The organism is Roseomonas populi (genome assembly GCF_024594815.1).
Lineage (GTDB): Bacteria > Pseudomonadota > Alphaproteobacteria > Acetobacterales > Acetobacteraceae > Roseomonas > Roseomonas populi.
On the sequence record NZ_JANJOU010000031.1, the window covers coordinates 13,578 to 38,056 of the forward strand.

28 protein-coding genes and 1 other RNA gene are annotated in these 24,479 nt (G+C 73.1%); 13 read left to right on the forward strand and 16 right to left on the reverse strand.

The genetic code is table 11. From position 1 onward, the window contains the following. Positions 1-10: 10 nt before the first annotated feature. Together NRP21_RS24575 and ribF are read left to right on the forward strand one after the other, a co-directional pair. Positions 11-595 (forward strand): LOG family protein, encoded by a 585-nt coding sequence (locus NRP21_RS24575; protein WP_257718883.1) that lies wholly within the window; start codon positions 11-13, stop codon positions 593-595. 23 nt (positions 596-618) lie between these two features. Beyond that, positions 619-1,551 (forward strand): riboflavin biosynthesis protein RibF, encoded by a 933-nt coding sequence (gene ribF / locus NRP21_RS24580; protein ID WP_257718884.1) that lies wholly within the window; start codon positions 619-621, stop codon positions 1,549-1,551. 67 nt (positions 1,552-1,618) lie between these two features. On the opposite strand, the gene NRP21_RS24585 is transcribed toward ribF, so the two are convergent. Both NRP21_RS24585 and NRP21_RS24590 read right to left on the reverse strand, forming a co-directional pair. Further along, the gene (locus NRP21_RS24585; RefSeq protein ID WP_257718885.1) at positions 1,619-1,942 is read right to left on the reverse strand and encodes a hypothetical protein; all 324 of its coding nucleotides are present in this window, start codon (positions 1,940-1,942) and stop codon (positions 1,619-1,621) included. A 9-nt stretch (positions 1,943-1,951) separates the two neighbouring features. Then, positions 1,952-2,461: a hypothetical protein gene (locus tag NRP21_RS24590; protein ID WP_257718886.1), complete on the reverse strand. Its 510-nt coding sequence runs from the start codon at positions 2,459-2,461 to the stop codon at positions 1,952-1,954. A 347-nt stretch (positions 2,462-2,808) separates the two neighbouring features. Here NRP21_RS24590 and NRP21_RS24595 point away from each other — a divergent pair, with 347 nt between their 5' ends. Further along, entirely contained in the window at positions 2,809-3,222 is a 414-nt protein-coding gene (locus tag NRP21_RS24595) for a hypothetical protein (protein ID WP_257718887.1), read from the forward strand. Positions 3,223-3,301: 79 nt separating this feature from the next. Here NRP21_RS24595 and rsmD read toward each other — a convergent pair whose 3' ends face one another. The 3 genes from rsmD to NRP21_RS24610 are packed head-to-tail and all read right to left on the reverse strand — an operon-like array spanning position 3,302 to position 5,545. After that, the gene (gene rsmD, locus NRP21_RS24600; protein ID WP_257718888.1) at positions 3,302-3,859 is read right to left on the reverse strand and encodes a 16S rRNA (guanine(966)-N(2))-methyltransferase RsmD; all 558 of its coding nucleotides are present in this window, start codon (positions 3,857-3,859) and stop codon (positions 3,302-3,304) included. 49 nt (positions 3,860-3,908) lie between these two features. Then, positions 3,909-4,808 (reverse strand): pseudouridine synthase, encoded by a 900-nt coding sequence (locus NRP21_RS24605; protein WP_257718889.1) that lies wholly within the window; start codon positions 4,806-4,808, stop codon positions 3,909-3,911. Beyond that, entirely contained in the window at positions 4,805-5,545 is a 741-nt protein-coding gene (locus tag NRP21_RS24610) for a gamma-glutamyl-gamma-aminobutyrate hydrolase family protein (protein WP_257718890.1), read from the reverse strand. Before NRP21_RS24610 ends, NRP21_RS24605 begins: the two co-directional genes overlap by 4 nt. Positions 5,546-5,603: 58 nt before the next feature. Between NRP21_RS24610 and NRP21_RS24615 the strand changes: the two genes are divergently transcribed. Then, positions 5,604-6,053, forward strand: coding sequence for a nucleoside deaminase (locus NRP21_RS24615; protein WP_257718891.1), 450 nt, complete (start codon positions 5,604-5,606; stop codon positions 6,051-6,053). A 34-nt stretch (positions 6,054-6,087) separates the two neighbouring features. Here the strand turns inward: NRP21_RS24615 and NRP21_RS24620 are convergent, their stop codons facing one another. The 5 genes from NRP21_RS24620 to nudC form a co-directional block, all read right to left on the reverse strand. After that, positions 6,088-7,683, reverse strand: coding sequence for an ABC transporter substrate-binding protein (locus NRP21_RS24620; protein ID WP_257718892.1), 1,596 nt, complete (start codon positions 7,681-7,683; stop codon positions 6,088-6,090). Continuing rightward, positions 7,680-9,029: a CapA family protein gene (locus NRP21_RS24625; protein WP_257718893.1), complete on the reverse strand. Its 1,350-nt coding sequence runs from the start codon at positions 9,027-9,029 to the stop codon at positions 7,680-7,682. The genes NRP21_RS24620 and NRP21_RS24625 overlap by 4 nt, the downstream gene beginning before the upstream one ends. Positions 9,030-9,105: 76 nt before the next feature. Continuing rightward, entirely contained in the window at positions 9,106-9,654 is a 549-nt protein-coding gene (locus tag NRP21_RS24630; RefSeq protein ID WP_257718894.1) for a hypothetical protein, read from the reverse strand. After that, positions 9,654-9,950 carry a phosphoribosylamine--glycine ligase gene (locus NRP21_RS24635; protein ID WP_257718895.1) on the reverse strand — a complete coding sequence of 99 codons (297 nt, stop codon included), beginning with the start codon at positions 9,948-9,950 and terminating at the stop codon, positions 9,654-9,656. The genes NRP21_RS24630 and NRP21_RS24635 overlap by 1 nt, the downstream gene beginning before the upstream one ends. Continuing rightward, a complete protein-coding gene (nudC, locus tag NRP21_RS24640; RefSeq protein WP_257718896.1) occupies positions 9,947-10,876 on the reverse strand; it encodes an NAD(+) diphosphatase in 930 nt (309 codons plus the stop codon). The genes NRP21_RS24635 and nudC overlap by 4 nt, the downstream gene beginning before the upstream one ends. A 155-nt stretch (positions 10,877-11,031) precedes the next feature. Between nudC and NRP21_RS24645 the strand changes: the two genes are divergently transcribed. Further along, positions 11,032-12,003: a Bug family tripartite tricarboxylate transporter substrate binding protein gene (locus tag NRP21_RS24645; RefSeq protein ID WP_257718897.1), complete on the forward strand. Its 972-nt coding sequence runs from the start codon at positions 11,032-11,034 to the stop codon at positions 12,001-12,003. 4 nt (positions 12,004-12,007) lie between these two features. On the opposite strand, the gene NRP21_RS24650 is transcribed toward NRP21_RS24645, so the two are convergent. Continuing rightward, the gene (locus tag NRP21_RS24650; protein WP_257718898.1) at positions 12,008-12,214 is read right to left on the reverse strand and encodes a hypothetical protein; all 207 of its coding nucleotides are present in this window, start codon (positions 12,212-12,214) and stop codon (positions 12,008-12,010) included. A gap of 118 nt (positions 12,215-12,332) precedes the next feature. Here NRP21_RS24650 and ffs point away from each other — a divergent pair. The 8 genes from ffs to NRP21_RS24690 all read left to right on the forward strand — a co-directional run bounded on the left by ffs (position 12,333) and on the right by NRP21_RS24690 (position 20,660). Further along, positions 12,333-12,429, forward strand: an RNA gene (gene ffs / locus NRP21_RS24655) — signal recognition particle sRNA small type. Between the two features lie 52 nt (positions 12,430-12,481). Next, a complete protein-coding gene (locus NRP21_RS24660; protein WP_257718899.1) occupies positions 12,482-14,509 on the forward strand; it encodes a DNA polymerase III subunit gamma/tau in 2,028 nt (675 codons plus the stop codon). 61 nt (positions 14,510-14,570) lie between these two features. Beyond that, complete coding sequence (locus tag NRP21_RS24665) at positions 14,571-14,912, forward strand: YbaB/EbfC family nucleoid-associated protein (protein ID WP_257718900.1); 342 nt, start codon at positions 14,571-14,573, stop codon at positions 14,910-14,912. A 264-nt stretch (positions 14,913-15,176) separates the two neighbouring features. Further along, positions 15,177-15,809 (forward strand): recombination mediator RecR, encoded by a 633-nt coding sequence (gene recR / locus NRP21_RS24670; RefSeq protein WP_257718942.1) that lies wholly within the window; start codon positions 15,177-15,179, stop codon positions 15,807-15,809. Positions 15,810-15,951: 142 nt separating this feature from the next. Next, positions 15,952-17,232 carry an FkbM family methyltransferase gene (locus NRP21_RS24675; protein ID WP_257718901.1) on the forward strand — a complete coding sequence of 427 codons (1,281 nt, stop codon included), beginning with the start codon at positions 15,952-15,954 and terminating at the stop codon, positions 17,230-17,232. A gap of 16 nt (positions 17,233-17,248) precedes the next feature. After that, entirely contained in the window at positions 17,249-18,286 is a 1,038-nt protein-coding gene (locus NRP21_RS24680) for a glycosyltransferase family 4 protein (RefSeq protein ID WP_257718902.1), read from the forward strand. Continuing rightward, complete coding sequence (locus tag NRP21_RS24685; RefSeq protein WP_257718903.1) at positions 18,283-19,317, forward strand: glycosyltransferase family 4 protein; 1,035 nt, start codon at positions 18,283-18,285, stop codon at positions 19,315-19,317. The genes NRP21_RS24680 and NRP21_RS24685 overlap by 4 nt, the downstream gene beginning before the upstream one ends. Next, positions 19,314-20,660 carry a glycosyltransferase gene (locus NRP21_RS24690; RefSeq protein ID WP_257718904.1) on the forward strand — a complete coding sequence of 449 codons (1,347 nt, stop codon included), beginning with the start codon at positions 19,314-19,316 and terminating at the stop codon, positions 20,658-20,660. Before NRP21_RS24685 ends, NRP21_RS24690 begins: the two co-directional genes overlap by 4 nt. A gap of 79 nt (positions 20,661-20,739) precedes the next feature. On the opposite strand, the gene NRP21_RS24695 is transcribed toward NRP21_RS24690, so the two are convergent. The 5 genes from NRP21_RS24695 to NRP21_RS24715 all read right to left on the reverse strand — a co-directional run bounded on the left by NRP21_RS24695 (position 20,740) and on the right by NRP21_RS24715 (position 24,305). After that, positions 20,740-21,975 (reverse strand): NupC/NupG family nucleoside CNT transporter, encoded by a 1,236-nt coding sequence (locus NRP21_RS24695; RefSeq protein ID WP_257718905.1) that lies wholly within the window; start codon positions 21,973-21,975, stop codon positions 20,740-20,742. Next, on the reverse strand, positions 21,975-22,370 hold the full coding sequence (locus tag NRP21_RS24700) for a DUF971 domain-containing protein (protein ID WP_257718906.1): 396 nt from the start codon (positions 22,368-22,370) through the stop codon (positions 21,975-21,977). The genes NRP21_RS24695 and NRP21_RS24700 overlap by 1 nt, the downstream gene beginning before the upstream one ends. Before the next feature lie 20 nt (positions 22,371-22,390). Continuing rightward, positions 22,391-22,606 (reverse strand): Trm112 family protein, encoded by a 216-nt coding sequence (locus NRP21_RS24705; RefSeq protein ID WP_257718907.1) that lies wholly within the window; start codon positions 22,604-22,606, stop codon positions 22,391-22,393. Between the two features lie 38 nt (positions 22,607-22,644). Continuing rightward, positions 22,645-23,307 (reverse strand): LON peptidase substrate-binding domain-containing protein, encoded by a 663-nt coding sequence (locus NRP21_RS24710; RefSeq protein ID WP_257718908.1) that lies wholly within the window; start codon positions 23,305-23,307, stop codon positions 22,645-22,647. A gap of 65 nt (positions 23,308-23,372) precedes the next feature. Beyond that, positions 23,373-24,305: a thioredoxin family protein gene (locus NRP21_RS24715; RefSeq protein WP_257718909.1), complete on the reverse strand. Its 933-nt coding sequence runs from the start codon at positions 24,303-24,305 to the stop codon at positions 23,373-23,375. Positions 24,306-24,479 lie beyond the last annotated feature (174 nt).

Below are 24,479 nucleotides of genomic sequence, written 5' to 3' on the forward strand. Positions count from 1 at the left end.
GAGCATTGAGATGAAGAAGGTCTGCGTCTTTTGCGGCGCGAACCCTGGCACCGATCCCGCCTTCGCCGACGCCGCCCGCAGCCTGGGCCACGCCATCGCGGAGCGGGGCCTCGGCCTGGTCTATGGCGGGGGCAAGGTGGGGCTGATGGGCGTGGTGGCCGACGCCGCGCTGGAGGCCGGGGCGGAGGTGGACGGGGTGATCCCGGAGCACCTGATGCAGCGCGAGCTCGGCCACGGCTCCGTCACGCGGCTGCACGTCGTCGCCTCCATGCACGAGCGCAAGGCGATGATGGCGAAGCTGTCGGACGGCTTCGTGGTGCTGCCCGGCGGCTTCGGCACGCTGGAGGAGGCCTTCGAGGTCCTCACCTGGTCCCAGCTCGGCCTGCACCGCAAGGGCACGGTCTTCCTGGACGTGAACGGCTACTGGGGCCGGCTGAATGCGATGCTGGACGGCATGGTGGAGGCCGGCTTCGTGCGGGCCGAGCACCGGCAGCTCTCCCTGACGGCGGAGACGCCCGACGAGGCGCTGGACATGCTGGCCGACTTCCGCCCGCCGGAGGTGACGCGCTGGATCGAGCGCGCCTCCCAGGCTTGACGTCTCCCCCGGTGCCTTCCGTCATGGCCTGCGAGATCTGGACGGACCCGCGCAGCCTGCCGCCGGGCGCGCGCGGCGGCACCGTGGCGCTGGGCAACCTGGACGGGGTGCATCGCGGCCACCGCGCCGTGCTCGCCGCCGCCCACGGGGCCCGCCCGGACCTGCCCCTGCAGGCCATGACGCTGGAGCCGCACCCCCGGGAGTATTTCCGCCCGCAGGACCCGCCCTTCCGGCTGACCCTGCTGCCCGCCAAGGCCGCCGCGCTGGGGGAGGCGGGCTGCACCGGCCTGCACGCCATCCCCTTCGACGCGGCGCTTGCCGCCATGGAGGCGGAGGCCTTCTGCGAGACGATCCTGCACGAGGCCCTGGGCGCGCGGCACCTGGCCTGCGGGGCCGACTTCGCCTTCGGCCACCGGCGCGGCGGCGACGTGGAGTTCCTGGCCCGCTGGGCGGAGCGGCGGGGGATCGGGCTCTCCGTCGTGCCGCCGGTCTCCGACGCCGCGGGCCCGGTGAGCAGCACCCGCATCCGCCGCGCCCTGCAGGACGGCTACCCCGAGCGCGCCGCCGCCCTGCTGGGGCGGGACTGGGAGGTGCGCGGCGTGGTGTTCCACGGAGACCGGCTGGGCCGGGAGCTGGGCTGGCCCACGGCGAACATCTGGATGGGCCGCCACCTGGAGCCGGCGCGGGGCGTCTACGCCGTGCGGGCGGTTCTGCCGGACGGGAGCCTCGTGCCGGGGGTGGCGAATATCGGGCGCCGGCCGACCCTGGGCGGGGATCCGGAGACGCGGCTGGAGACGCACCTCTTCGACTGGTCCGGCGACCTGTACGACAAGGAGATCGGGGTCCGGCTGGTGCGCTTCCTGCGGGAGGACATGACCTTCGGCGGGCTGGACGAGCTGAAGGCCGCCATCGCGGCGGATGCGGCGGAGGCAAGGGCGGTGCTGGGGGCGGGGTGAGGCACGGGGGCGCCCCATGCGGGCGGACCAAACTCTGATGGCCGGTGGCGGCGCGGCGCCGGAGGGGTCAGATGAAGGCAACGCCCGCCGCGGCCCTGAGCGCCTCCGCGACGACCTCCCAGGCAGCCTCCGCGGCCTGCTGCGCGGCGACGATGCCGATCCCCTCGAAGGCCTTGAAGACACCCTCCGTCGCCCGAATTTGGATCCGTTGGATCATCTCGTACTCCTCGGCGGTCATTGTTTCCTTGTTCTCCTCGATGAATCTCCCGTTGGAGACCATGGCCGCGGTCTGGGTTTCGACCGTGTGCAGGAGTAGCGGCAGGTTGGAGTTCAGGCGCGCGAGCGCCGCCTGCCGCGCCGTTGAGAAGACCCCGTCCCAATCGACGGCCATCGCTCCCTCCTACCTGGCTGGCTGCTTGCCGGACCTGACAAGGAGCATGTAGGTCATGATCGCGTGGTACTGCCGGTTGATCTCGCGCCGTGCCGCGATCAACACCGCGGAGCCGAGCCTGTCCTGGCTCTCATGCGTGCGCCTGAGATCGTCGAGGTTGTCCTGGATCGCCTGGAAGGAGGCGTCGATCTGCGCCGGGGTCGCGGGATCGGCCGTCACCCGCAGCCGCGCCGCGTTCAGCGCCGTGTCGGCGGCGTCGTACCAGGATTGGTTGGCCGCGAACGCCACCCGGGCCCCGGCCTCGTTCAGCACGGATGTCGGCGGGAGCGGCGTTCGGGCCCGCAGGGCCTCGGCCCGCCGGGCGGCGCTGATCAGCGCGACGGCTCCTTCGTCGAAGCGCATCTGCGCCACCGAGACCAGCCTATCCGCGACTTCGTCATAGGCCGGCGCGCAGGCCGACATCAGCAGGCCGATGACGAAGGCGACCAGGCGCCACCGCAATGCAGCACGATCCCGCACGGGATCTCTCCCTGACACGAGGCGGATCACCGCCCGCTGCGCTTCAGAACGATGCACTATGGTTATGAACCGCGCAACCGGTCCGTGCCCCTGCCGCAGGGCGGACGAGGCCAGCATCGCCCCCCGCCTGCGGAAGGCTGCGACCTCTGCAGGCCCGGACGAGCTGATGGCCGCCATCGCGGCGGGGTGCGGGTGGCGCCGGGAATCGGCAGGAGCGTTTCCATCCCCGGAAACGGAACGTGCCGCGCCATCGCTTCCACCGGCCCGCGATGATGCGGTCATTCCTCGCGGGGCGCGTTGAACAGCCACTGTCCATCTTGGAAACCATCTTGGGAAACGAGGAGTGCATGGAGCAGCCCGAAGAACGACCCCTGCTGTCGCTGGACCAATCCTCCGTCGGGGATCTCAACGCGGCACTGCGCCTCTACCGGCGGCTCCCGCTGGAACTGCTGGGCTTCCTCGTCCTCCTCTTCGCCGCGATGATCGGCCTGTCCCGGCTGAGCACCGCCCTGTCGCCCCCCTATGGCGTCTACATCCTCGGCCAGGGCCTGGTGACCTGGGGGCTTCTCGTCGTGCTTGCCCTACTGTTCGGGTTCCTTTGGTGGCGGGGCCGGCAACTCGGGCACCTGCTGAACGACCCGTCCCTCATCGCCTCGCCGATCATGGCCCTGCCATCCGGGATCAGCGTCATCGCCGAGCGGGCGAACGCGATGGGCATGGCGTGGAGCGGCTTCTTCGGGCCCCTGCGGCCCCGGAGATGAGCGCGGGGGCGGTGCCGGCCAGGGCCGCTCCGCAGAGCACCCGTGCCCCGCGTAGCCCGCCCCGGCCCCTGGCGGCGCGTCAGCCCTGGCGCAGCACCATCACGCGCGCGGCGCCGTGCTCGCGCTCGGCCAGCACCTCCCAGCCGTCCAGGGCCGGCAGCGCCTCGGTCCGCCCGATCTCCAGGCAGGCCAGGGCGCCGGGCGCGATCCACCCCGCACCGTGCAGCGCCGCCAGCGCCGCCGGCCCCAGGTCCTTCCCATAGGGGGGATCGAGGAAGACCAGCCCGCACGCCGCCTCCGCCCGCGGCGGGCGCAGCGCGTCCCCCGGCAGCACCCGCGCGACCCCCTCCGCCTTCAGGGCCGCCACGTTCGCCCGCAGCGCCGCCAGCGCGATCCGGTCCTTCTCCAGGAAGAAGCCCCGCGCCGCGCCGCGCGAGAGCGCCTCCAGCCCCAGCGCGCCCGTGCCCGCGAAGGCATCCAGCACGGCCACGCCTTCCACCGCCGCGCGCCCCGCCCAGGGCGCGTGCCAGAGGCTGTCGAAAAGGGCCTGGCGGACACGGTCCACCGTGGGGCGGGTCGTGTCCCCGGGCGGCGCCTGCAACGCGCGGCCGCGCCACCGCCCGGCGACGATCCTCATGCTCCCCTCCGTGGCAGGCCGCGCCCGCCTGCCGAGGTGTCCAGGGCCGTCATTCCGTGCGCGGCTTCGCCCCCCAGGGTGTCCTGTGCGGATCGCCGGCCCGGCGGGCGCGGGGCGGGCGCTTGCGGGGCGGTGTGGCCTCGGCGGGGGGCAGGGGCTCGCGCTCCACGCCGCGCTGGATGCGGGGCGCGGCGGCGGCCACGCCCAGCTGCTCGCGCATCGTGCGGGCGTTCACCTCCTCCACCGCGCCCGGTGGCAGGGCGCCGAGCTGGAAGGGGCCGTAGGCCACGCGGATCAGGCGGGTGACGTGCAGGCCGAGGTGCTCCATCACGCGGCGGATCTCGCGGTTCCGGCCCTCCTGCAGGGTGACGGTGAGCCAGGAATTCGTGCCCTGGCGGCTGTCCAACCCGGCCTGGATGGGGCCGTACTTCACGCCCTCCACGGTGATGCCGTTGGCCAGCCAGGCCAGCGCGCCCTCATGCACCTTGCCGTGCACGCGCACGCGGTAGCGGCGGGACCAGCCGTTGGAGGGCAGCTCCAGCCGCCGGGCCAGGGCGCCGTCATTCGTCAGCAGCAGCAGGCCCTCGCTCGTCAGGTCCAGCCGGCCGACGGAGACGAGGCGGGGCAGCCCGGCGGGCAGGCGCTCGAAGACGGTGGGGCGGCCCTGCGGGTCCTTGTGGGTCGTCACCAGCCCGTCCGGCTTGTGGTAGCGGAAGAGCCGGGTGGCCTCCGCCGCGCCCACGCGCTGGCCGCGGACGAGGACGGCGTCGCCCTCGGCCACGAAGGTGGCGGGGGTCTCAACCACCTTGCCGTTCAGCGTGACCAGGCGCTCGGCGATCAGCGCCTCGGCGTCGCGGCGGCTGGCCACGCCGGCGCGGGCGAGCCACTTGGCGATGCGCTCGCCCCGGGCAGGATCATGCGCGGGGTTGTCGTGGGTGTCCTCGCTCATGCGGCGCGTCGGCCCGTGGCGGCGCCGCGCGCGGCCTCCACGAAGGCGTCCAGGATGGCCTGGTCGCGTGCGTCCACGGCGTATTCCGGGTGCCACTGCACGCCGAGGCAGAAGCGGTAGCCCGGGTGCTCCAGCCCCTCCACCACGCCGTCCGGGGCGCGGGCGTTCACGATCGCCCCCTCCCCCGGCCGGTCCACCGCCTGGTGGTGCGCGGAGTTCACGGCCATGGAGGGCGCGCCGACGATGCGGGAGAGAAGGGTGCCGGGGGTCAGCGCCACCTCGTGCCCCGGCTCCGTGCGGGGGTTGGGCTGCTCATGCGCCAGGGCGTCCTGCACGGCATCGGGGATGTGCTGGATCAGGGTGCCGCCCAGGGCCACGGCCAGGAGCTGCTCGCCCCCGCAGATGCCGAGCACGGGCATGTCGCGCCGCAGCGCGCCGCGCAGGATCTCGATCTCGAAGGCCGTGCGGCCCTCCTTCAGCACCACCGTCTCGTGCCGCTCCCCGCCGCCGTAGAGGGCGGGGTCCACGTCGAAGGCGCCGCCCGTGACCAGCAGGCCGTCCAGCTGGTCCAGGTAGGCATCCGCCAGGGCAGGCTCGTGCGGCAGGGCCACGGGCAGGCCGCCGGCGGCGGCCACGGCGCCGAAGTAGTTCCGCCGCAGCGCGTACCAGGGCAGCTTGGAGTATCCGCCGGGTTCCTCGGCATCGAGGGTCAGGCCGATCAGGGGTCGTGCGGTCATGCAGGGGTTGGTAGAGCGTGCGCCCCCTGATCCACAAGCGGCGCATGAAGGAAACGACATGACGGAGGGCGCGCCCATGGCGCTGGCGCTGGAGGAAGCCCGCGCCGCCGCCGCCCGGGGCGAGGTGCCGGTGGGCGCCGTGGTGACGGATGCCGCGGGCCGGGTGATGGCCCGGGCGGGGAACGAGGTGGAGGCGCGCCACGACCCCTCCGCCCACGCGGAGATGCTGGCGCTGCGCGCCGCCGCGGCCGGGCGGGGCGCGAAATGGCTGGCCGACGCCACGCTATGGGTAACGCTGGAGCCCTGCCCGATGTGCGCCCAGGCCAGCTCCCTCTTCCGGGTGCGGCGCGTGGTCTTCGGCGCCTACGACCCCAAGGGGGGCGGGGTGGAGCACGGCGCGCGGGTCCTGGCCGCCTCCTCCTGCCACCACGTGCCGGAGGTGGTGGGCGGCGTGCGGGAGAGCGAGGCGGCGGCGCTGCTGCGGGGGTTCTTCGCGGCGCGGCGGTAAGGGAGGGGAGAGTCCCTTCTCCCCTCCCCCGGGGCTACCCGCGCCGCACCCCGTAGAACAGCGGCGCCCCCGGCGGGAAGCCGGAGAGGTCGTTCTTGTGCGCCGTCAGGGTGCGGTACTCGCCGAGCGGGATGTAGGGCACGTCCTGGAAGGCCTGGCGCTGCATCTCCGCGCAGAGGGCGGCCTGGGCCGCCGGGTCCGGGGCGGTGATCCAGTCCTGGCGCAGGGATTCCAGCTTCGGGCTGTCCGGCCAGCCGAACCAGGCGCGGGCGCCGTTGGCGCGCAGGCCGAGGTGTCCGCCCGGGTCGATGGTGTTGCCGAGGCCGGTGACGAAGACGCTCCAGCCGCCCTTGTCCAGCGGGCCGCGATTGGCGCGGCGGGTGCTGATGGTGCCCCAGTCGCCGTTCTGCACCTCCACGTTCATGCCGACCTGCTTCAGCAGGTCCGCCGCGACCTCGGCCAGGCCCTTGAGGGAGGGATAGTCGTCGGCCTGGAGGACGACGACCCTCTCCCCCGCGTAGCCGGCGGCCTGCAGGTCGCGCTTCACCTTCGCCAGGTCGCGCCGGCTCGTCAGCGCCTCCAGCCCGACCTTGCTGGCCATGGGGGAGTCGGAGGTGAAGTAGCCGACGTTGATCTCCCACGCCGCCGGGTCGGTGCCGTAGGCGGCGGTCATGAAATCCTCCTGGTTCACGGCGCCCAGGATGGCGCGGCGGATCGCCGGCTTGTCGAAGGGCGGCTGCAGCCAGTTGAAGCGCATGATCGTGCTGAACAGGTCATCGACCACATGGACATTCAGGTTGCGGTTGCGCTTCAGCAGCGGGGCGAGGTCGTTGTTCGTCACCTCCAGCCAGTCCACCTCACCCGCCAGCAGCGCGGAGGCGGCGGTGGCCTGGTCGGGGATGATCGTCCACTCCACGCGGTCGAAATGCGCGACCTTGGGGCCGGCGGCGCGGCTGGCCGTGCCGTCGGGGCGGGGGACGTAGCCCTCGAAGCGGGCATAGGCGGCACGGGCGCCGGCCATCCGCTCATCCGCCAGGAAGCGGTAGGGGCCGCTGCCCACCATCTCCGTCACCTGCTTCGTCGCCTCCGTGGCGGCCAGGCGCTCCGGCATCATCGGGCAGACGGAGGCGCCGTTCTTGCCCAGCGCGGCGTGCAGGCCGGGGAAGGGCTTCTTCAGGCGGAAGCGGATGGTGCGGTCGTCGGGCGCGCTGATCTCGTCGGCGCGGGCGATCACCTCCTGCCCGTACATGTCGCGCGATCCCCAGCGGCGGATGCTCGCCACGCAGTCGCGGGCGCGCACGGGCTCGCCGTCGTGGAATCTCAGCCCCTCGCGCAGGGTCATGGTCCAGGTCAGGCCGTCATTCTCGACCGTGTGGCCGGCGACCATCTGCGGGTGCGGGCGGAACTTCGCGTCCAGGCCATAGAGGTAGTCGAAGACCATCGCCGAGTGGTTGGTGGTGACGGCGGCGGTGGTGAAGACGGGATCGAGCACCGCAAGATCGGCTTGCGGCACGAATTTCAGCACGCGCTGCCCCTGCGCGGCGGATAGGCGCGGCGCGGCAAGGAGCGCGGCGCCGGAGGCGAGCCCCGAGGCCAGCGTTGCGCGGCGGGTGATGATCGGGCCGCTCATGCGGGCTCCTCCTGACGGATGGGGGCGGCTGCCGGGGCGAGGTCCAGGAAGGCGCGTTCGCCTTCCAGGCGCAGGCGCGTGCCGAAGGGTTCGGAAAGGGCCGCGAAGCGCCCGAGGATGCTGCGGGCCTGCGCGCCCTCCGCCAGGCGCGGGCGGCCGCGCAGGTGGCGCGCCTCGCCGAGGCCGAGCGAGACGGGCACGATCTCCAGCCCGGTCATCCGCCCCTCCTCGAAGGTGAGGAAGGGCACCACCGTCTCCCAGTAGCGGCCGTCCGAGGGGAAGCCGCCCTCGTCATTCCGCGTGCGCTGGCTATAGACCATGCCGGGCGTGAGACTGGGATCCGCGCGGAAGCGCTCGTAGGAGTCCGAGGGCAGGCGCGGCACCAGCTCGTTCTGCCCGATGAAGTTGCCGAGCGAGTAGAAGATCGGGCGGCCCTTGTAGACCTCCATCCCGCGCAGCAGGTGCGGGCCGTGGCCCACCACGAGATCCGCGCCCTCGTCGATCATCCGGCGCGCGAAGACGGGCAGGAACTCGGCGGGCTGCTCCTTCGTCGCGGCGAAATCGTGCTCGTGGGCGTGGAAGGAGACGAGCACGACGTCCGAGGTCAGCCGGGCCTCGCGCACCCAGCGGGCAATGCCGTCCATGTCCGCCGCCTTCGCGGTCTGGCGCTGGGCGACCTTCTCCGCTTCGCGGAAGTTCAGCGGGCCGAAGGGGAAGACCCCCTCCTCCGGCGGGAAGCCGAAGCCGAGCTTCACGATCATCTGGCGGAAGGCTTCCAGCCCAAGCCCGTCCGCCATCTCGCGCAGCGCCCGCATGTGCTCGGGCCGCACCTCGTGCACCGTGTCGTAGCGCAGCGGGTTCAGCCCCGGGCGGCCCGGCATGTCCGGCCGCTGGGCGCTCGCCTCCTGCCCCTTCGCGAAGGTAGCGGAGCAGGCGAGCATCGCCACTGTGCCGTTGGGGTGGCCGTGGAAGACCGGCCGCCGCGCCTCCTCCAGGTTGCGCCCAAGGCCGGCATGGGACAGGCCGCGCGCGTCCAGCGCCTCCAGCGTGTGCAGCAGGCCGGAGACGCCGTAGTCCAGCGCGTGGTTCGTGGCGGTGGCGAAGAGGGAGAAGCCGCCTTCGGCCAGCTCGTCCAGCACCCAGGCCGGGGCGCCGAAATGCGATCCGCCGGATTCCAGCGCCGGGTCGCCGCGGAAGTCGTTGGCGAGGGTCTCGAAGTTCGTGAAGGCCACGTCCGCGCCGCGGATCATGTCGAAGAGCGGGCGGAGGACGGGATCGGTGCGCGAGAGAAGGCGCCGCTGGAGGATGCTGTCGCCTGTCAGGGCGAGGCGGAGCGGAAGGGGCAAGGCGGCATCTCCGGGATGAACCGCGGCAATCCTGGCATGGGCTGTGCCAGACCGCGCCCGGAAATCGTGCGGGCCTTCAGCCGCAACCCAGCCAGGCGGTGAAGGCCGGGTGGCTGGGCGCGATGGCGCGGGCCACCACGCCCTGGCGGCGCGCCCAGTTGCAGTGGAAGGCCCGGATCAGCGCGGCCCCGGCCTCGTCGGGCGGGGCGGCGAGAAGGGCGGCCACCTCCGCCTCGCGCCCGATCAGGCGCGTCTCCTCGGCCCCCAGTGGGCGGACGCCCTGGATGCCGAGCGGGGAGAGATCGGCGGCAAGCCGGATGATCCGCGCCGGGGCGCCCGGATGTGTGTCGGCCGCGGCCCAGGGCGCGGCGATCTCCACGCCATCGGCCAGGCCCGGGCGCTGCCGGTAGGCGAAGGCGTAGCGGCGCAGGGCGGCCGTGCCGTCGGGCGGCCAGGCCAGGGGGAAGGCGGGGGAGACGAGAAGGGACCAGCCCCGGGCGGCGGGGCCGAGCGCGGCCCAGGCCGCCTCGATCTCCGGCCCTGGCGGCACTGCCCCGGCGCGCGCGGCGGGGGCAAGGGCCAGGAGCAGGGCGGCGAGGTGCCGCCGGCCCGGCCCCGGCGCCATCACTGCGGCGGGCGGACCGGCTGCACGCCGCCCGGCGCCGCAAGGCCCTTCAGGCGCATGCAGCGCAGGTAGGCCTCGCGCTCCGCCAGGCCGATCTCGCCCATCACGCGCTGGCGCTGGGTGACGTTCTGCAGGTTGATCCGCTCGTAGCCCCTGTCCACGGCGGTGGAGTCCTGCGCCTCCTTCCGGCAGGCCTCCTCCGCCGCGTTGGCCGGGGGCGGCAGGGGGTCGTTGGCACGGCAGGCCGCCAGGACCAGCAACGGGAGCAGCGGGGCGAGGAGGAGGGCGCGGGTCATGGCGTGTGCTCCAGCCAGTCCTCGATCAGGCGGCGGGCGATGGAATCGGCCCGCGGCAGGGAGAAGCCGGCGCGTTCGGGGTTGCGGATCTCCTCCCGCGTGAACCAGCGGGCGTCGCGCAGCTCGGCGGGGTCGATGGTGACTTCCCGGCTCAGCGCCTCCGCGTGGAAGCCGAGCATGATGGAGGCGGGGAAAGGCCAGGGCTGGGAGGAGTGGTAGTGGGCGGCGCCGACGATCACGCCCGTCTCCTCCTTCACCTCCCGCCGCACCGCCTCCTCCAGGCTCTCCCCCGGTTCCACGAAGCCGGCGAGGGTGGAGTACATGGTGCTGTTCGGGAAGCGCGTCGAATGGCCGAGCAGGCACTCGTCCCCGTTCACCACGAGCATGATCACGGCCGGGTCGGTGCGCGGGAAGTGCTGGGCACCGCAGTTGGTGCAGGCCATGGCGTTGCCGGCGCTGCGCGGCTCGCAGGTGCTGCCGCAGACGCCGCAGAAGCGGTGCCGGGTGCGCCAGTGCATCAGGCCCCGCGCGTGGGCGAGCACCGAGGCCTCGCCGGGCGGGAGAAGGCCGGCGACGGCGCGCAGGTCGTGGAAATCGCCGTAGCCCTCGGGCAGCAGAGGCAGGGGGTCCTCCGCCGCGCTGCAATCCACGGCGAAGACGGGGGTGCCCTGGTCGAGCCCGAGCAGGGCCCAGGGGCCGCCGGCCATCAGCACGGCCTCTGCCGCCTCCCGCGTCAGCAGCACCGCCTCCGGCGCGCCCGCCTCGACGCCGCGCATGAGGCTCTTCGAGCGCCAGACGGGGACGATGAGGCTCTCCTTCGCGGCCAGGGCGGCCGCGACGAAGTCGGCGTCCTCCCGCCGGTCCGAGACCCGGTCGAGCGGAGAGCCGGTGTAGGCGTTGGGGCGGCTGGCGGGGATGGTGAGCATGGAGGGGCGGAATCTGCCATGCCCCGGGGGGTGCGGTCCATCCGGCGGGTCGCCGGTTCCTCCCTCCGCGCGGGGTCCGGCCTTCGAGGCCCCGCCCTTGCGCGGCCCCTTCCGCCCCCACAACGTGGGGGCAGGAAACGTCCGGAGGCAGAACCATGCCCGCACCCACGCGCCGCCGGCTGCTCGCCGCCGCGGCCGCTCTTCCCGCCCTGCCCCTGGCGGCGCATGCCCAGGTCTGGCCCGCCAGGCCCATCCGGGTGATCGCCTCCTACGCGCCGGGGGGCGGGGTGGACGTTCCCACGCGCCTCGTCGCGGAGCCGATGGGGGCGATCCTCGGCCAGCCGGTCGCGGTGGAGAACCGGGCCGGGGCCACCGGCTCCATCGGGGCGGCCGCCGTCGCCGCCGCGGCGCCGGACGGCTACACGATCCTCTCGGACGCTTCCGGCCAGGCGCTCAACCCCGCGCTGCTGACGAACCTCTCCTTCGACTACGAGAAGGCCTTCGCCCCGATCGGCCACCTCTGCACCCTGCCGCAGGTGCTGGTGGTGCTCGCCTCCGGCCCGGAGAGCCTGCCGGCGCTGATGGAGGCCGCGCGGAAGAGGCGCGGCATGACCTACGCCTCCTCCGGCATCGCCTCCGGCCCGCACCTGGCCGGCGCCGTCCTCTCGCGCCGCGCGGATCTCGGCCTGACCCATGTCGCCTATCGCGGATCGGCGCCGGCCATGCAGGACGTGCTGGCCGGCGCCGTGGACATGGCCTTCTCCACCACCCCCCAGGCCGTGCCGCTGATCCGGGAGGGGCGGCTGCGCCCGCTGGCCGTCACCACGGCGCAGCGCCTGCCCTTCCTGCCCGATGTCCCCACCGTGGCCGAGCAGGGCTTCCCGGGCTTCGACGTGAACGACTGGGTGGCGATGTGGGCGCCCGCCGGCACCCCGGCCCCGGTGCTGGACCGGCTGAACGATGCCCTGAACAGGTCCCTGGCCGACCCAGCCCGGCAGGACCGCCTGCTGAACGGCATCGGCGTGCTGCCCACCGGCGGCAGCCGGGAGGAACTGGCCCGCTTCGTCGCCGCTCAGCGCGTCGCGATGCGGGAGGTGGTGCGGGCGGAGAACATCAGGGTGGAGTGAGGGGTCAGCGTCCCAGCTGCTCCGGCCCGTCCGTCTCCGCCTGGCCCTGGGGCTGGCCGCGCTCGACCGGCTTGCCGCCGCCGAGCTGCTCCAGCTTCCGCTTCACCTTGCGGTCCTCCTCCGTCAGGGGCACCGGGCTCACCGGTGCCACGCCCGGCGGGACCGAATCGCCGGGATCATGGCCCGGATCGTCACTGCCTTCCTGGGCCATGTCGCCTCCCCGCCCCAACTTGTCCGATCGGGGAAAGCGCCGGGCGGACCGGGCGGTTGCACCATCGCGGCCTTCCCCCGGTTGCCCCCGGGGCGCTCACCCCTCATATACCGCCGCGGAAGGCCGGTCGCGGACGGGCGCCCTGTCGACCTGGTCAGGTCCGGAAGGAAGCAGCCAAGGCGGGTTACCGCCCGGGTCGCGGTCCGGTCTTCCACCCTCTCTCCCACTTGATGCCTGGCGGCCCAGGCCGCGTATCATGCGGCCCGGATGACCAGCGACACCGACCTCTCGACCGAAGCGCCGGACGACCTGCCCGAGCCCCCGATGGAGGGGCCCGGCCTGTTCGGGGAACCTGCGCCCGCCGCGCCCCCTGCCCCTGTGGCCGCCCCCCCGGCACCCGCCCCTGGCCCGGCCGAGCCCGCCCAGCCCTACCGGGTGCTGGCGCGCAAGTACCGCCCGAAGAGCTTCGCGGACCTGATCGGGCAGGACACGCTGGTGCGGACCCTGCGGAACGCCTTCGCGCAGAACCGCGTGGCGCATGCCTTCATGCTCACCGGCGTGCGCGGGGTGGGGAAGACCACCACGGCCCGCATCATCGCCCGCGCGCTGAACTGCATCGGGCCGGACGGGAATGGCGGGCCGACGGCGGATCCCTGCGGCGTGTGCCCGGAGTGCCGCGCCATCCTGGCGGACCGCCACCCGGACGTGGTGGAGCTGGACGCCGCCTCCAACAACAGCGTGGACAACGTGCGGGAGATCCGGGAGGCGGTGCGCTTCCGGCCGAGCCAGGGGCGCTTCAAGGTCTATATCCTGGACGAGGTTCACATGCTCTCCGGCGCGGCCTTCAACGCGCTGCTGAAGACGCTGGAGGAACCGCCGCCGCAGGTGAAGTTCCTCTTCGCCACCACGGAGATCCGGAAGGTCCCGGCCACCATCCTCTCCCGCTGCCAGCGCTTCGACCTGAAGCGCGTGCCGCAGGAGACGCTGCGCGCCCATTTCGCCCGCATCGCGGAGGCGGAAGGGGCGGCGGTGGAGCCGGAGGCGGTCGCCATGATCGCGCGCGCGGCCGATGGATCGGTGCGCGACGGCCTCTCCCTACTCGACCAGGCCATCGCCATGCCGGCCGAGGACGGGCGCGGCGTGACGGCCGAGGCGGTGCGGGAGATGCTGGGCCTGGCGGACCGCGCCCTGGTGCTGGACTTGATGGAGGCCGCCATGAAGGGCGACCTTCCCGCCGTGCTGGCCGCCATGGACCGCGCGCATGAGCGCGGGGCCGACCCGGGCGTGGTGCTGGCCGACATGGCGGAGCTGACCCACACCCTCACCCGCTTCCGGGCTGTGCCCGCACTGAAGAACGATCCCTCCGTGCCCGAGGCGGAGCGCACCCGTGGCGCGGCGCTGGCGGAGACGCTGACCATCCCCGTGCTCGGCCGCGCCTGGCAGGTGCTGCTGAAGGGCATCAACGAGGTGGCGGACAGCCCGGACCGGCGCGCGGCGGCGGAGATGGTGCTGATCCGCCTGGCGCACCTGGCCGAGATGCCCACGCCCGGCGACATCGTGCGCCGCCTCTCCGGCGCTAGCCCGCCGCCGCGCGGTGGGGGCGGCGGCGCACCGGCCGGCGGCCCGGGCGGTGGTGCGGGCGGTGGTGCGGAGGCGGTGGGCGCCCCCCTGGCAGCCGCGGGCCCGCCCGGCGGGTTCCGCGCCATCGCGGGTGGCGGGGGCGGCACCGTGATGGCCGTGGCGGCCCAGCCGGAGGTGGAGGCGGTTCCCCTCGCCCGCCCGACGACCTTCCGCGAGGTGGCGGCGCTGGCTTCCGGCCGCCGGCCGAAGCTGCACGCGCACCTTGTCCACACCGTCCATCTCGTCCGCTTCGAGGCGCGGCCGGAGGGCGGGCGGATCGAGTTGCGGATGCTGCCGGACGCGCCGCGCGACCTGCCCGGCCAGCTCTCCGCCCTGTTGCAGGAGATGACGGGCGTGCGCTGGACCGTCTCCCTCTCCAACGCCGAGGGCGAGCCGACGCTCGCCTCCCAGCGCCGGGCGGCCGACGAGGCGCGGCTGGAGGTGGCGCGCAGCCACCCGCTGGTCCTGGCCGTGATGGAGGCCTTCCCCGGCGCCCAGATTCGCGACGTGCGCGATTCCAACCTGGACGATTACGGCCTGCCCCCGCCCGAGGCCGCCCCGGCGGAGGAGCCGGAGGTGGTGCTGGCGGACGACGTGAACTTCGCCCCGGTCGATGACGACGATTTCGCCTTCGCGCCGCTGGACGCCGAGCCCGCGGGGATGGACAGGCCCTGAAGCCTGGTCCATCCGCCTGGGCCATCGCCCTTCCCCGAATACCTGGATTGAGGACCGCCGCATGAAGAACCTCGGCAACATGCTGAAGCAGGCTCAGCAGATGCAGTCGAAGATGCAGGAGATGCAGGCGAAGCTGGAGGCCGCCACCATGGAGGGCCAGGCCGGCGCCGGCATGGTGAAGGTGACCCTCTCCGGCAAGGGCGACCTGAAGGGCCTGTCCATCGACCCCTCCCTCATGGCCGCGGAGGAGCGCGAGGTGCTGGAGGACCTGATCGTCGCCGCCCACGCCGATGCGAAGCAAAAGGTGGAGGCGATGATGGCCGAGGAGATGTCCAAGGCCACCTCCGGCCTGAACATCCCGGGTATGGGCGGCGGGCTGGGCGGCTTCAAGCTGCCGTTCTGATCGGTTCGGCCCAGGGGGCGCCGCCCCCTGAACCCTCATCTGGCGGCCGCCGCGCCGGCCTGACATGGGGCCTCCGGGGAAGGGTGCCGTTCCTGCCCTCGCAGTCGCCTCGGCTCATCGAGCCGAGGCGCACCGTCAGCCGGGTGGTTCCAACCCGAAGAAGATGATGGTGAGGGGTCCGGGGAGAGGAAGAATCCCTTTCCTCTCCCTGGCCCGCAAGCGCCGTCCGATGCGCCGGAAGGGGATCATCACCATATGCAACGGATGCCCTTCGACCCCTCCACGATGCGCCCGGATCCGGTTCCGCCGAATGATCCGGTGGAGCAGCTGGTCGCCCTTCTGGCGAGGATCCCCGGCCTCGGGCGGCGTTCCGCCCGGCGCGCGGCGCTGAGGATGCTGCAGGACCCAGAGCGGCTGATGCGCCCGCTTTCCCGCGCGCTGGACGCCGCGGCGGAGGCGGTGAAGCCCTGTCGGGTCTGCGGCAACCTCGATTCGCGCGAGCCCTGCGGCATCTGCCGCGATCCCCGGAGGGAGCGCGGGCTGGTCTGCGTGGTGGAGGGTGTTTCCGACCTCTGGGCGCTGGAGCGCGCGGGGGCGCATCGCGGCCTGTACCACGTGCTGGGCGGCACGCTCTCGGCGCTCGGCGGCGTCTCGCCGGAGGACCTGGCAATCCAGCCGCTGGTGCAGCGCGTGGCTGCCGGGGAGGTGGAAGAGGTAATCCTTGCCCTGCCCGCGACGGTGGAGGGCGCTTCCACCGGCCACTATCTTGCGGACCGGCTGCGGCCGCTCTCCGTACCCGTCACCCGGCTCGCGCAGGGCGTGCCGATGGGCGGCGCGCTGGACGTGCTGGATGACGGCACGCTGGCCGCGGCTTTGCGGGCACGCCGCCCGGCGTGACGCGGGCACGCCGACCGGCGTGACGCAGGCACGCCGATCGGTCCGGGCTGCCCCTCCCCCGCTTGCCGCCCCCGGGCAGATCGTTATGAAGGCGCGGCGGCGCCCGGCGCCGATCATTCAAGTTTGGTCCAGGGGGCCGCGCGTGTCAGACATTGAGCCCTCCCGTCCGATCCTCCGGCGTGCCGGCCGGGTGGCGTTGCGCGGGCTGCGTCCGCTTGCCCTGCCCTTCCTGCATCGCATCCAGCTACGGGTGCGGCAGGCCGCGGAGAGCGCCGCACAGGTACTGCTGGGCCGGCTGGACGACCTCTCGGCGCGGGTCGAGCGCGTGGAGGCGCACCTGCGGTCCGAAGCGGCCGCCTCGGAGCGGGCGACCGACCGGCTGACCCTTCGCATCCAGGCGCTGCAACTCGGCATCGACGCGCTCCGGCTCGAGCAAGGAACACGGCAGGAAGCGATCACCAGGGCCGTTACGGCGACCGAGGAGCGGCTGGAAAAGGAGATCACGGCGGTTGAGGGGCGTCTGGCGGAACTGACGTCCGACAGGGCGGCCGCGATCCAGGCTCTGGTGCAGGGCCGGACGGACATCATTCACGGCTTCGTCCGGGAGCGGACGGAGCCGCTGCTGGCGCGGGCAGCCCTGCCGGTCGGTGACGCCCTGCTCATGCGCCTCCCCGAGGGCTTCCTCCTCATCCCCGCCGAGGACGCGTCGCTGATCGTCGCCATCTACGAGAGCGGCGGGCGGCTGGAGCCGGGCACGGTGGCGGTGATCCAGGCCGTGCTGCGCGAGGGCGACACCGTGCTGGACGTGGGCGCGAATGTCGGGCTGACGGTGCTGCCCGCCGCGCGGCGCGTCGGGCCCGCCGGGCGGGTGATCGCGGTGGAGCCCACCGCGCGCCTGGCCGAGCTGCTGCGCCGCAGCCTGGTCACGAATGGGTTGGACGGGATCGTGGCGCTGCACCGCTGCGCCGCCGGGGCGGCACCGGGTACGGCGGAGCTGAATATTGGCGTCACCTCCGGCCACTCCTCCCTGCTCGCCCTGCCGGGCTCGGAGCGGAGCGAGACGGTGGAGGTGCGGACATTGGACGATCTGGTGCCGCCCGGCACGCGCATCCACCTTGCCAAGATCGACGTGGAAGGGTTCGAGCCCGACGTGTGGCGGGGCATGAGGCGCATTCTCGCGGAAAATCCGGGAATGGCGGTGCTGGTGGAGTTCGGGCCGGAGCACCTGCGCCGCGCCGGTATTCAGCCCGGAGACTGGATGGCGATGTTCACGGGCGCCGGTTTCACGCCCTACGAGGTGGACGAGGCGACGGGCGCGGTGCGGCCGGCGCGGCCGCTTCCGGCCCTGGCGGCCGTGCAGTCGGCCAACCTGCTGATGCTGCGCCAGCCGGTCGAGGTCTATCCCGCGTTGCGGGTAGCATGAGCCGGGAGCCGGGCGCGTGAGGATCGGCATCGTCTCCTCCGCCATGCCACTGGTGAACGGCGGCGGGCGCTTCATCGTGGATTGGCTGAAGGAGAAGCTCGTCGAGCGCGGGCACAGGGTGGAGACTGTCCTGCTGCCCTTCGTCGAGCGGCCCGAGGAGATCCTGTCCCAGACCGCGGCCTTCCGCATGATCCGGCTGGACGACTACTTCGAGCACGTCATCACCATCCGCCCACCGGCCCATGCGGTGCGACACCGCCGCAAGGCGGTGTGGTTCATCCACCATATCCGCGGCTTCTACGACATGTGGGATACGGCCTATCGGCCGATCCCCGACCACGCTGCCGGCCTCGCGCTGCGCGATTCCATCATCGCGGCCGACAGCGAGTGCCTATCCGAGGCGCGCCGCATCTTCACCAACTCCCGCGTGGTGGGGGACCGGCTGCGGCGCTTCAACGCGCTGGAGAGCGAGATCCTCTACCCGCCCATCCTGCGGCCAGAGATGTTCGTGGCCGGCGCCTATGGCGACGAGATCGTCAGCGTCTGCCGCATGGAGCACCACAAGCGCCAGCACCTGATGGTGGAGGCGATGGGGCACGCGCGCACGGCCGTGCGGCTCCGGCTCTGCGGCCTCTCCACCAACCCGGCCTATGTGAAGGGGCTGCGCCAGCGGGCGCGGGAGCTGGGCGTGGCGGATCGCGTGACGATCGAGGAGCGATGGATCACGGAGGAGGAGAAGGCGGACCGGCTGGAGAACGCCCTCGCTTCCGCCTACCTGCCCTTCGACGAGGACAGCTACGGCTACCCGACGATCGAGGCTGCCCACGCCGCGCGCTGCACCGTGACCGTCTCCGATTCCGGCGGCGTCGCGGAATTCGTGCAGGACGGCATCACCGGGCTGATGACGGGGCCGGACCCCGCTGCGGTCGGCGCCGCCTTCGACCGGCTCTACGCCGACCGCGCCCTGGCCGCCCGGATGGGCGCCGCCTCCCGCGAGCATGTGGCGGAGCTGGGCATCGACTGGGACACGACGATCGAAAGGCTGCTGGCATGAGGGTGCTCGTGCTCAGCACCATGGTGCCCTTCGTGCACGGGGGCGCCGAGGAGCTGTTCGACCATCTCGTGCTCAACCTGCGCCGCCAGGGCCACGACGCGGAGGGGATGCGCCTTCCCTTCACATGGGACCCGGCCGAGGGGTTGATCGAGGAGATGCTGATCGCCCGGCAGATCCGCCTGACCAACATCGACCGCCTGATCGCCCTGAAGTTCCCGGCCTACATGGTGCCATGGCACGACAAGGTGCTGTGGGTGCTGCACCAGTACCGCCAGGCCTACGACCTGCTGGATGTCGGGGGGAGCAACATCCCGGACACCCCGCGCGGGCGGCAGATCCTGGCGGCGATCCGCGCCGGCGACGCGCAGGCCTTCCGCGAGTCGAAGCGCATCCATACCAACGCGCCCATCACCTCGCGCCGGATGAAGCAGTACAACGGCTTCGACAGCAGCGTGCTGCGGCCGCCGCTGAACGACCCGGAGCTGTTCACGGGCGGCGAGGCGGAGGGCTACATCCTCGCCACTGGCCGGGTGAACGCGGGCAAGCGGCAATCCCTGCTGGTGCGGGCGCTGCGCCACGCGCCGGGCGTGCGGCTGGTGGTGGCGGGCCCGCCCGACACCCCGGCGGACGCCGAGGCGCTGCGCCGCCTTGCCGTGGAGGAGGGGGTGGAGGACCGGGTGACGCTGGACCTGCGCTTCGTGCCCCGCACGGATCTGGCGCGGATGGTGAACGGCGCCCTGGCCGTGGCCTACCTGCCCTACGACGAGGACAGCCTGGGCTACTGCACCATGGAAGCCTTCCAGGCCGCGAAGCCCGTGATCACCAGCACGGATTCCGGCGGCGTGCTGGACATCGTGCGCGACCGCGACAACGGGCGCGTCGTGCCGCCCGAGCCGGCGGAGCTGGGGGCGGCCATGGCCGGCCTGGCGGCGGATGCGGCCCGGGCGGCGCGGATGGGCAGGGCTGGCCGAGACGCCATGGAGGCCGAGGGGCTGGACTGGCCCACCACGGTCGAGAGGCTCGTCGCATGAGGCCCCTTCGCATTGCCTGGGCCGGCCCCTGGAACGACCGCTCCGCCATCGCCGCCTTCGGCGAGGGCATGGCGGCGGAGCTGGCCGCACGTGGGCACGAGGTGACGGTGCTGCGGACGGAGGTGGGCGAATTCGCTGACCTGCCCCCGCGCCCCGCGCCGGGGGAGGTGCATCCGATGGATGCGCTAGGCGACAACACGATCGAGTACCGCTTCGACGTGCTGGTCGCGCAGATCGGGGACAACTACAACTTCCACGGCGCCCTGCTGCGCCGGATCAGCCCGATGATGACGGTGGGCGTGTTTCACGACGCCTTCATCGCCAACCTCTTTCACGGCCACGTCCACTGGAGCGGCCAGCCGGAGCTGCTGAGCACCGTGCCCCGGGAGCTCTATGGGCCGGAGAGCATGGCCGAGGGCGAGCCCTTCTGGACCGGGATGGAGGAGATGGCCCGGCGCCGCCCCATGCTGGAGTGGCTGGCCCGCCGCTGCGCCGGGGCCGTGGCCCATGCCGGGCACTACGCGCCGCGCCTGGCGGCCGCCTGCCCAGGCCCCGTGGCCACCATCCCGCTGGCTTTCGAGGTGCCGGACCTGCCGCCGCTGCCGCGGCCCTGGAACCGGATGACGGTGGCGGCCATCGGCTACGCCAACCCGAACCGGCAGCTGGACCAGGTGATCACTGCCATCGGCGCTTCCGGCACCCTGCGCGGGCACTGCCGGCTGCGGGTGATCGGCGCGGCGGAGGAGGCGGAGCGGGCGCGGCTGACGGCCCTGGCGGAGCTTCTCGGCGTGGCCCCGCCGGAATTCACGGGCTGGGTCAGCGACGAGGACCTGCGCTGGCAGCTGCGCGACGTGGACGCCATCACCTGCCTTCGCAACCCCGTGCTGGAGGGGGCCTCGGCCTCCGTCATCCTCGCCCTCGCCTCCGGGCGGCCGACGCTGGTGACGAACCACGGCTGCTACGCCGAGTTGCCCGGCGACACCGTGCTCGCCTGCCGGCCGGAAGCGGAGGCGCTGGACGCCATGCGGCACCTGGAATGGGTGCAGGCGAACCCCGCGGAGGCGGCTGCCCTCGGAGCACGCGGCCAGGCCGTGGCGCTGACCCGCCACTCCTTCCACACCTACGCCGACGCGCTGCTGCCGCTGCTGGAAGAGGTAACGAGGGACCGCCCGCGGCGCGAGGCGCGGGTGCGGCTGGCCTCCCTCCTCGAAGGGTTCGGGCTGGGACCGGACGACCCGGCCACGCGGCGCGCCGGGGCTGTGGTGGACGCCATGGGGCTAGATCCAGCGAAGGTGGAGCAGGCCCGGCGGATCGCCGCGCCGGCCTTCCGGGAGACGGCCTGAGCAGGGAGACGGCCTGAGCAGGGACTTGTCCTGCGGGCCCGGTGCTTGCGGCCCCTGAGGGCCACAAGCGATGCCGGACCTAAGGCGAAAGCAGCCCCACCGTCGCCCCGGTCATGCAGCAGGCGATGGTGGCGGCGAGGAGCGAGGGCAGGCCGAGGCGGACGATCTCCGCCCGCCGCTCCGGGCAGAGGGCGCCCATGCCGGACACCATGATCCCGACGCTGGCGAAGTTCGCGAAGCCGCAGAGGGCCCAGGAGAGGATCAACTTCGTGCGGGGCGCCAGCGCCGCGCCGTTGGGGCCGGCCATGTCGAGGTAGGCGACAAACTCGTTCACCACGCCGCGGATGCCCAGCAGGCGCGCGGCGGCGGAGGCGTCCTCCGGCGCGATACCCATGGCCCAGGCCAGGGGCCAGAGCAGCACCCCGGCGATCGCTTCCAGGGTGAGGCCGGTGAGGGGCTGGAGGATCATGTTCGCCAGCGCCACCAGGGCCACGAAGACGATCAGCCCCGCCATGATGTTCAGCAACAGCGAGAGGCCGTCCGAGGTGCCGCGGGTGAGGGCGTCCATGCTGCTGTCGTAGAGGCGGGGCGCCTCGATATCGGCGGCCTCGGGCGCGGCGGCCTCCGGCAGCATTAGGCGGGCGGCGAGGATGGCGGCCGGGGCGGAGACGAGGCTGGCGGCGAGGAGTTGGCCCGCGGCGTCCGGCACGGCCCCGGCAAGCATCGCGGAGTACACCACCAGCATGTTGCCGGAGATGGTGGCCAGGCCCGCCGTCATCACCACCAGCAGCTCGGAGCGCGAGAGGGTGCCGAGCCAGGGGCGGATGAAGAGGGTGGCCTCCACCATGCCGGTGAAGACGTTGGCGGCGACCGAGACGCCGCAGGCGCCGGAGACGCCGAAGGCGGCACGGAGCGCGCGGGACATGAGGCGCACCAGGGCCGGCAGCACCCGCCAGTGGTAGAGCAGCGCCGAGAGGGCGCCGACCAGGAGCACGATGGGCAGGGCCTGGAAGAAGAGGATGAAGGAGCCGCCGGGCTGCGTCTCCGCGAAAGGCGGCGGCGCGCCGCCGAGATAGCCGAAGACAAGGCTTGTGCCGGCACGGGTGGCCCGCGCCAGGGCGTCCACCGCATCCCCCACCAGCGCGAAGCCGGCGCGGAGCGGCGGGATGTGCAGCAGGGCGGCGGCCAGCGCCACCTGCAGGGCGATGCCGGCGAGGACGGCCCGCCAGGGCAGCGGGCGCCGGAAGCCGCCGCAGGCCCAGGCCAGGGCCAGCAGCCCGGCCAGCCCCAGCGCGGATTGGAGTTGCGGCGGCACTAGGGCGCGGTCTTGGGGGTGGCCCCCGGGGCAGCACGGCCGCGCAGGTCGCGTGACAGGCCCTTTTCCTCCAGCGCCGCCAGGTAGGCGGGCCAGAGGGTGCCGTAGTCCCGGCCCAGGCGGTGCAGCGTCTCCCAGCTGTAGATGCCGGTGTCGTGCAGGTCGTCGAAGGTCAGGCGGACGGCGTAGTTCCCCACCGGCTCGATCCCGATGATCGCGACGAGACGCTTGCCGTGGACGAGCACCTTCTCCCCGGGGCCGTGGCCCTGCACCTCGGCAGAGGGGCTCTCCACGCGCAGGTACTCGGCGGGAAGCTCGAAGCGGCTGCCGTCGTCGAAGGCCACGTCCAGCCGGCGCTCGGCGCGGTTCAGCCGGATCTCGGTGGGGGTGGGCACGCCCTTTCCCACTTCCAACCCTAGAGGCGGCGGGCCTCGTCGGGCAGCATGATGGGGATGCCGTCGCGGATGGGATAGGCGAGGCCCGCGCCCTCGCTCACCAGCTCGCCGGCCGCGCGGTCGTAGCGCAGCGGGCCCTTGGTGACGGGGCAGACGAGGATCTCCAGCAGGCGGGGATCGACCGTGGCCTGGCCGGCGGTGGTGGCATCGCCGGCGGGCGGCGTGGTCTGGCTCATCGCGAAGTCCTCGGCTCGGGCGGCCCGGTTTGGGCGCCTCAACTCGGGCGCATGTCTTGGCCTGGACCGGGCAGGCTGTCCATCCGCAGCATGGCCGCCAGCGCCTCGGCCCGGGCGGTCGTGTCGGCGGCTTCCAGCAGGGCCTGCTTCTCCACCGGGTCGAAGGGGCAGACCATGGCGAGGGTGGCGACCAGGGGGCCGTCCTCCAGCCGCTCGATCGCCTCCCAGTTCGCATCAATCCCCTTAGCGCGGAAATAGCCGCGCAGAAGGTCCAGCAGCGCCGCGCGGTCCAGCACGGGCGGCGCGGCAGGGCGGTCCAGGTCGGCGGCGAAGGGGGCATAGTCCGGGCGCACCCGGCGGTAGCCATCCCGCATCGGCAGTTCCTCCGCCACATGGAAGCGGATGAGGCCGGTGAGGCTGATCAGCATGCGGCCATCCTCCGTCTCCGCGAAGGAGGAGAGACGGCCGAGGCAGCCCACGCGGTAGAGGGCGGGGCCCGTGGGCCCGGCGGGGGCGCCGGGGTCCGGCTGGATCATGCCAAAGCAGCGGCGGTTGGCGAGGCTCGCCTCCACCAACGCCAGGTAGCGCGGCTCGAAGATGTTCAGGGGCAACCGCCCGCCCGGCAGCATGAGGGCGCCGGGCAGCGGGAAGATGGCGATCTCCGCCGGAAGGGCATCAAGGTCCCGGGGATGGAAGGGCATGTCCGGGGAACCTCTCGTGGCGGTTGGGGAGAGGGGGAAGGCGGGCGCCCTCCCCCGGCCCCGCTTCAGCTGAACAGCAGGGAGGAGAGCTTGCGGCGGCCGGCCTTGGTGGCCGGGTCCTCGAAGCCCCAGGCCTCGAAGAACTTCAGGAGCTGCTTGCGGGCGGCCCCATCGTTCCAGGCGCGGTCGCGGCGGAAGGACTCCAGCAGGGCGTCGGCCGCCGCCACCCGATCGTTCGCGGCATTGAGGGCGACGGCGAGGTCGATCCGGGCCTCATGGTCGTTCGGGTCCGCGGCCAGCCGGGCCTCGTACTCCGCCAGCTTGCCGCGGGCCTCGCGCCCGGCCTTCGCCAGCTCCAGCGCGGAGCGGACGGCGGACACCTCCGCATGGTCGGCCACCTTCGGCGGCAGGCTTTCCAGCACCTGCGCGGCCTGATCCTCCTCGCCCAGCTCCATCAGGCAGCGGGCGACGCCGGCCATGGCGGCGGGGTTCTCCGGTTCCTGCTGGGCAAGGGCCCCGTAGAGCTCCAGCGCCCCCTGGAAGTCGCCCTCCTCCGCGGCCTGCTTCGCCTCGGCCAGGAGATCGGCCGAGGGCATCTGGCCGCCGGCCATCTTCAGCAGATTCTCGACGAACTTCTTCACCTCGCTCTCGGGCAGCGCGCCCTGGAAGAGGTCGGCGATCTGGCCCTGCCAGAAGGCGGCGACCGTGGGCACGGATTGCAGCGGCAGGCCGAGCTGGGCGAGCTGCTGCACCAGGGCGCGGTTCTGGTCGATGTCGATCTTCACCAGCCGCACCCGGCCGCCCGCGGCGCGGACCACCTTCTCCAGCGTGGGAGTGAGCTGCTTGCAAGGGCCGCACCAAGTCGCCCAGAAGTCCACGAGCACGGGCACCTGGCGGCTGGCGGCCACCACGTCCTGCATGAAGCTCTTCTGGTCGCTGTCCTTAATGATGTCTTCGGCGGCCGTGCCGCCCGGGGCGGGGTTGAGAACGGAATCCATGGTTACTGACGCCTGTCCGGGGTGATTTACCCCTAGATGCGGTTCATGTGGCGCTTGGGCAAGTCGTGCACGAGAGAGCCTTGATCTTGCTGTGCCCTCAAGTTGAACCGCCCGGGCTTCAGCGGGCGGCGCCTGTTGGGCCTACCGGGCAAACTCGGAGCGCCCCCGGCCATG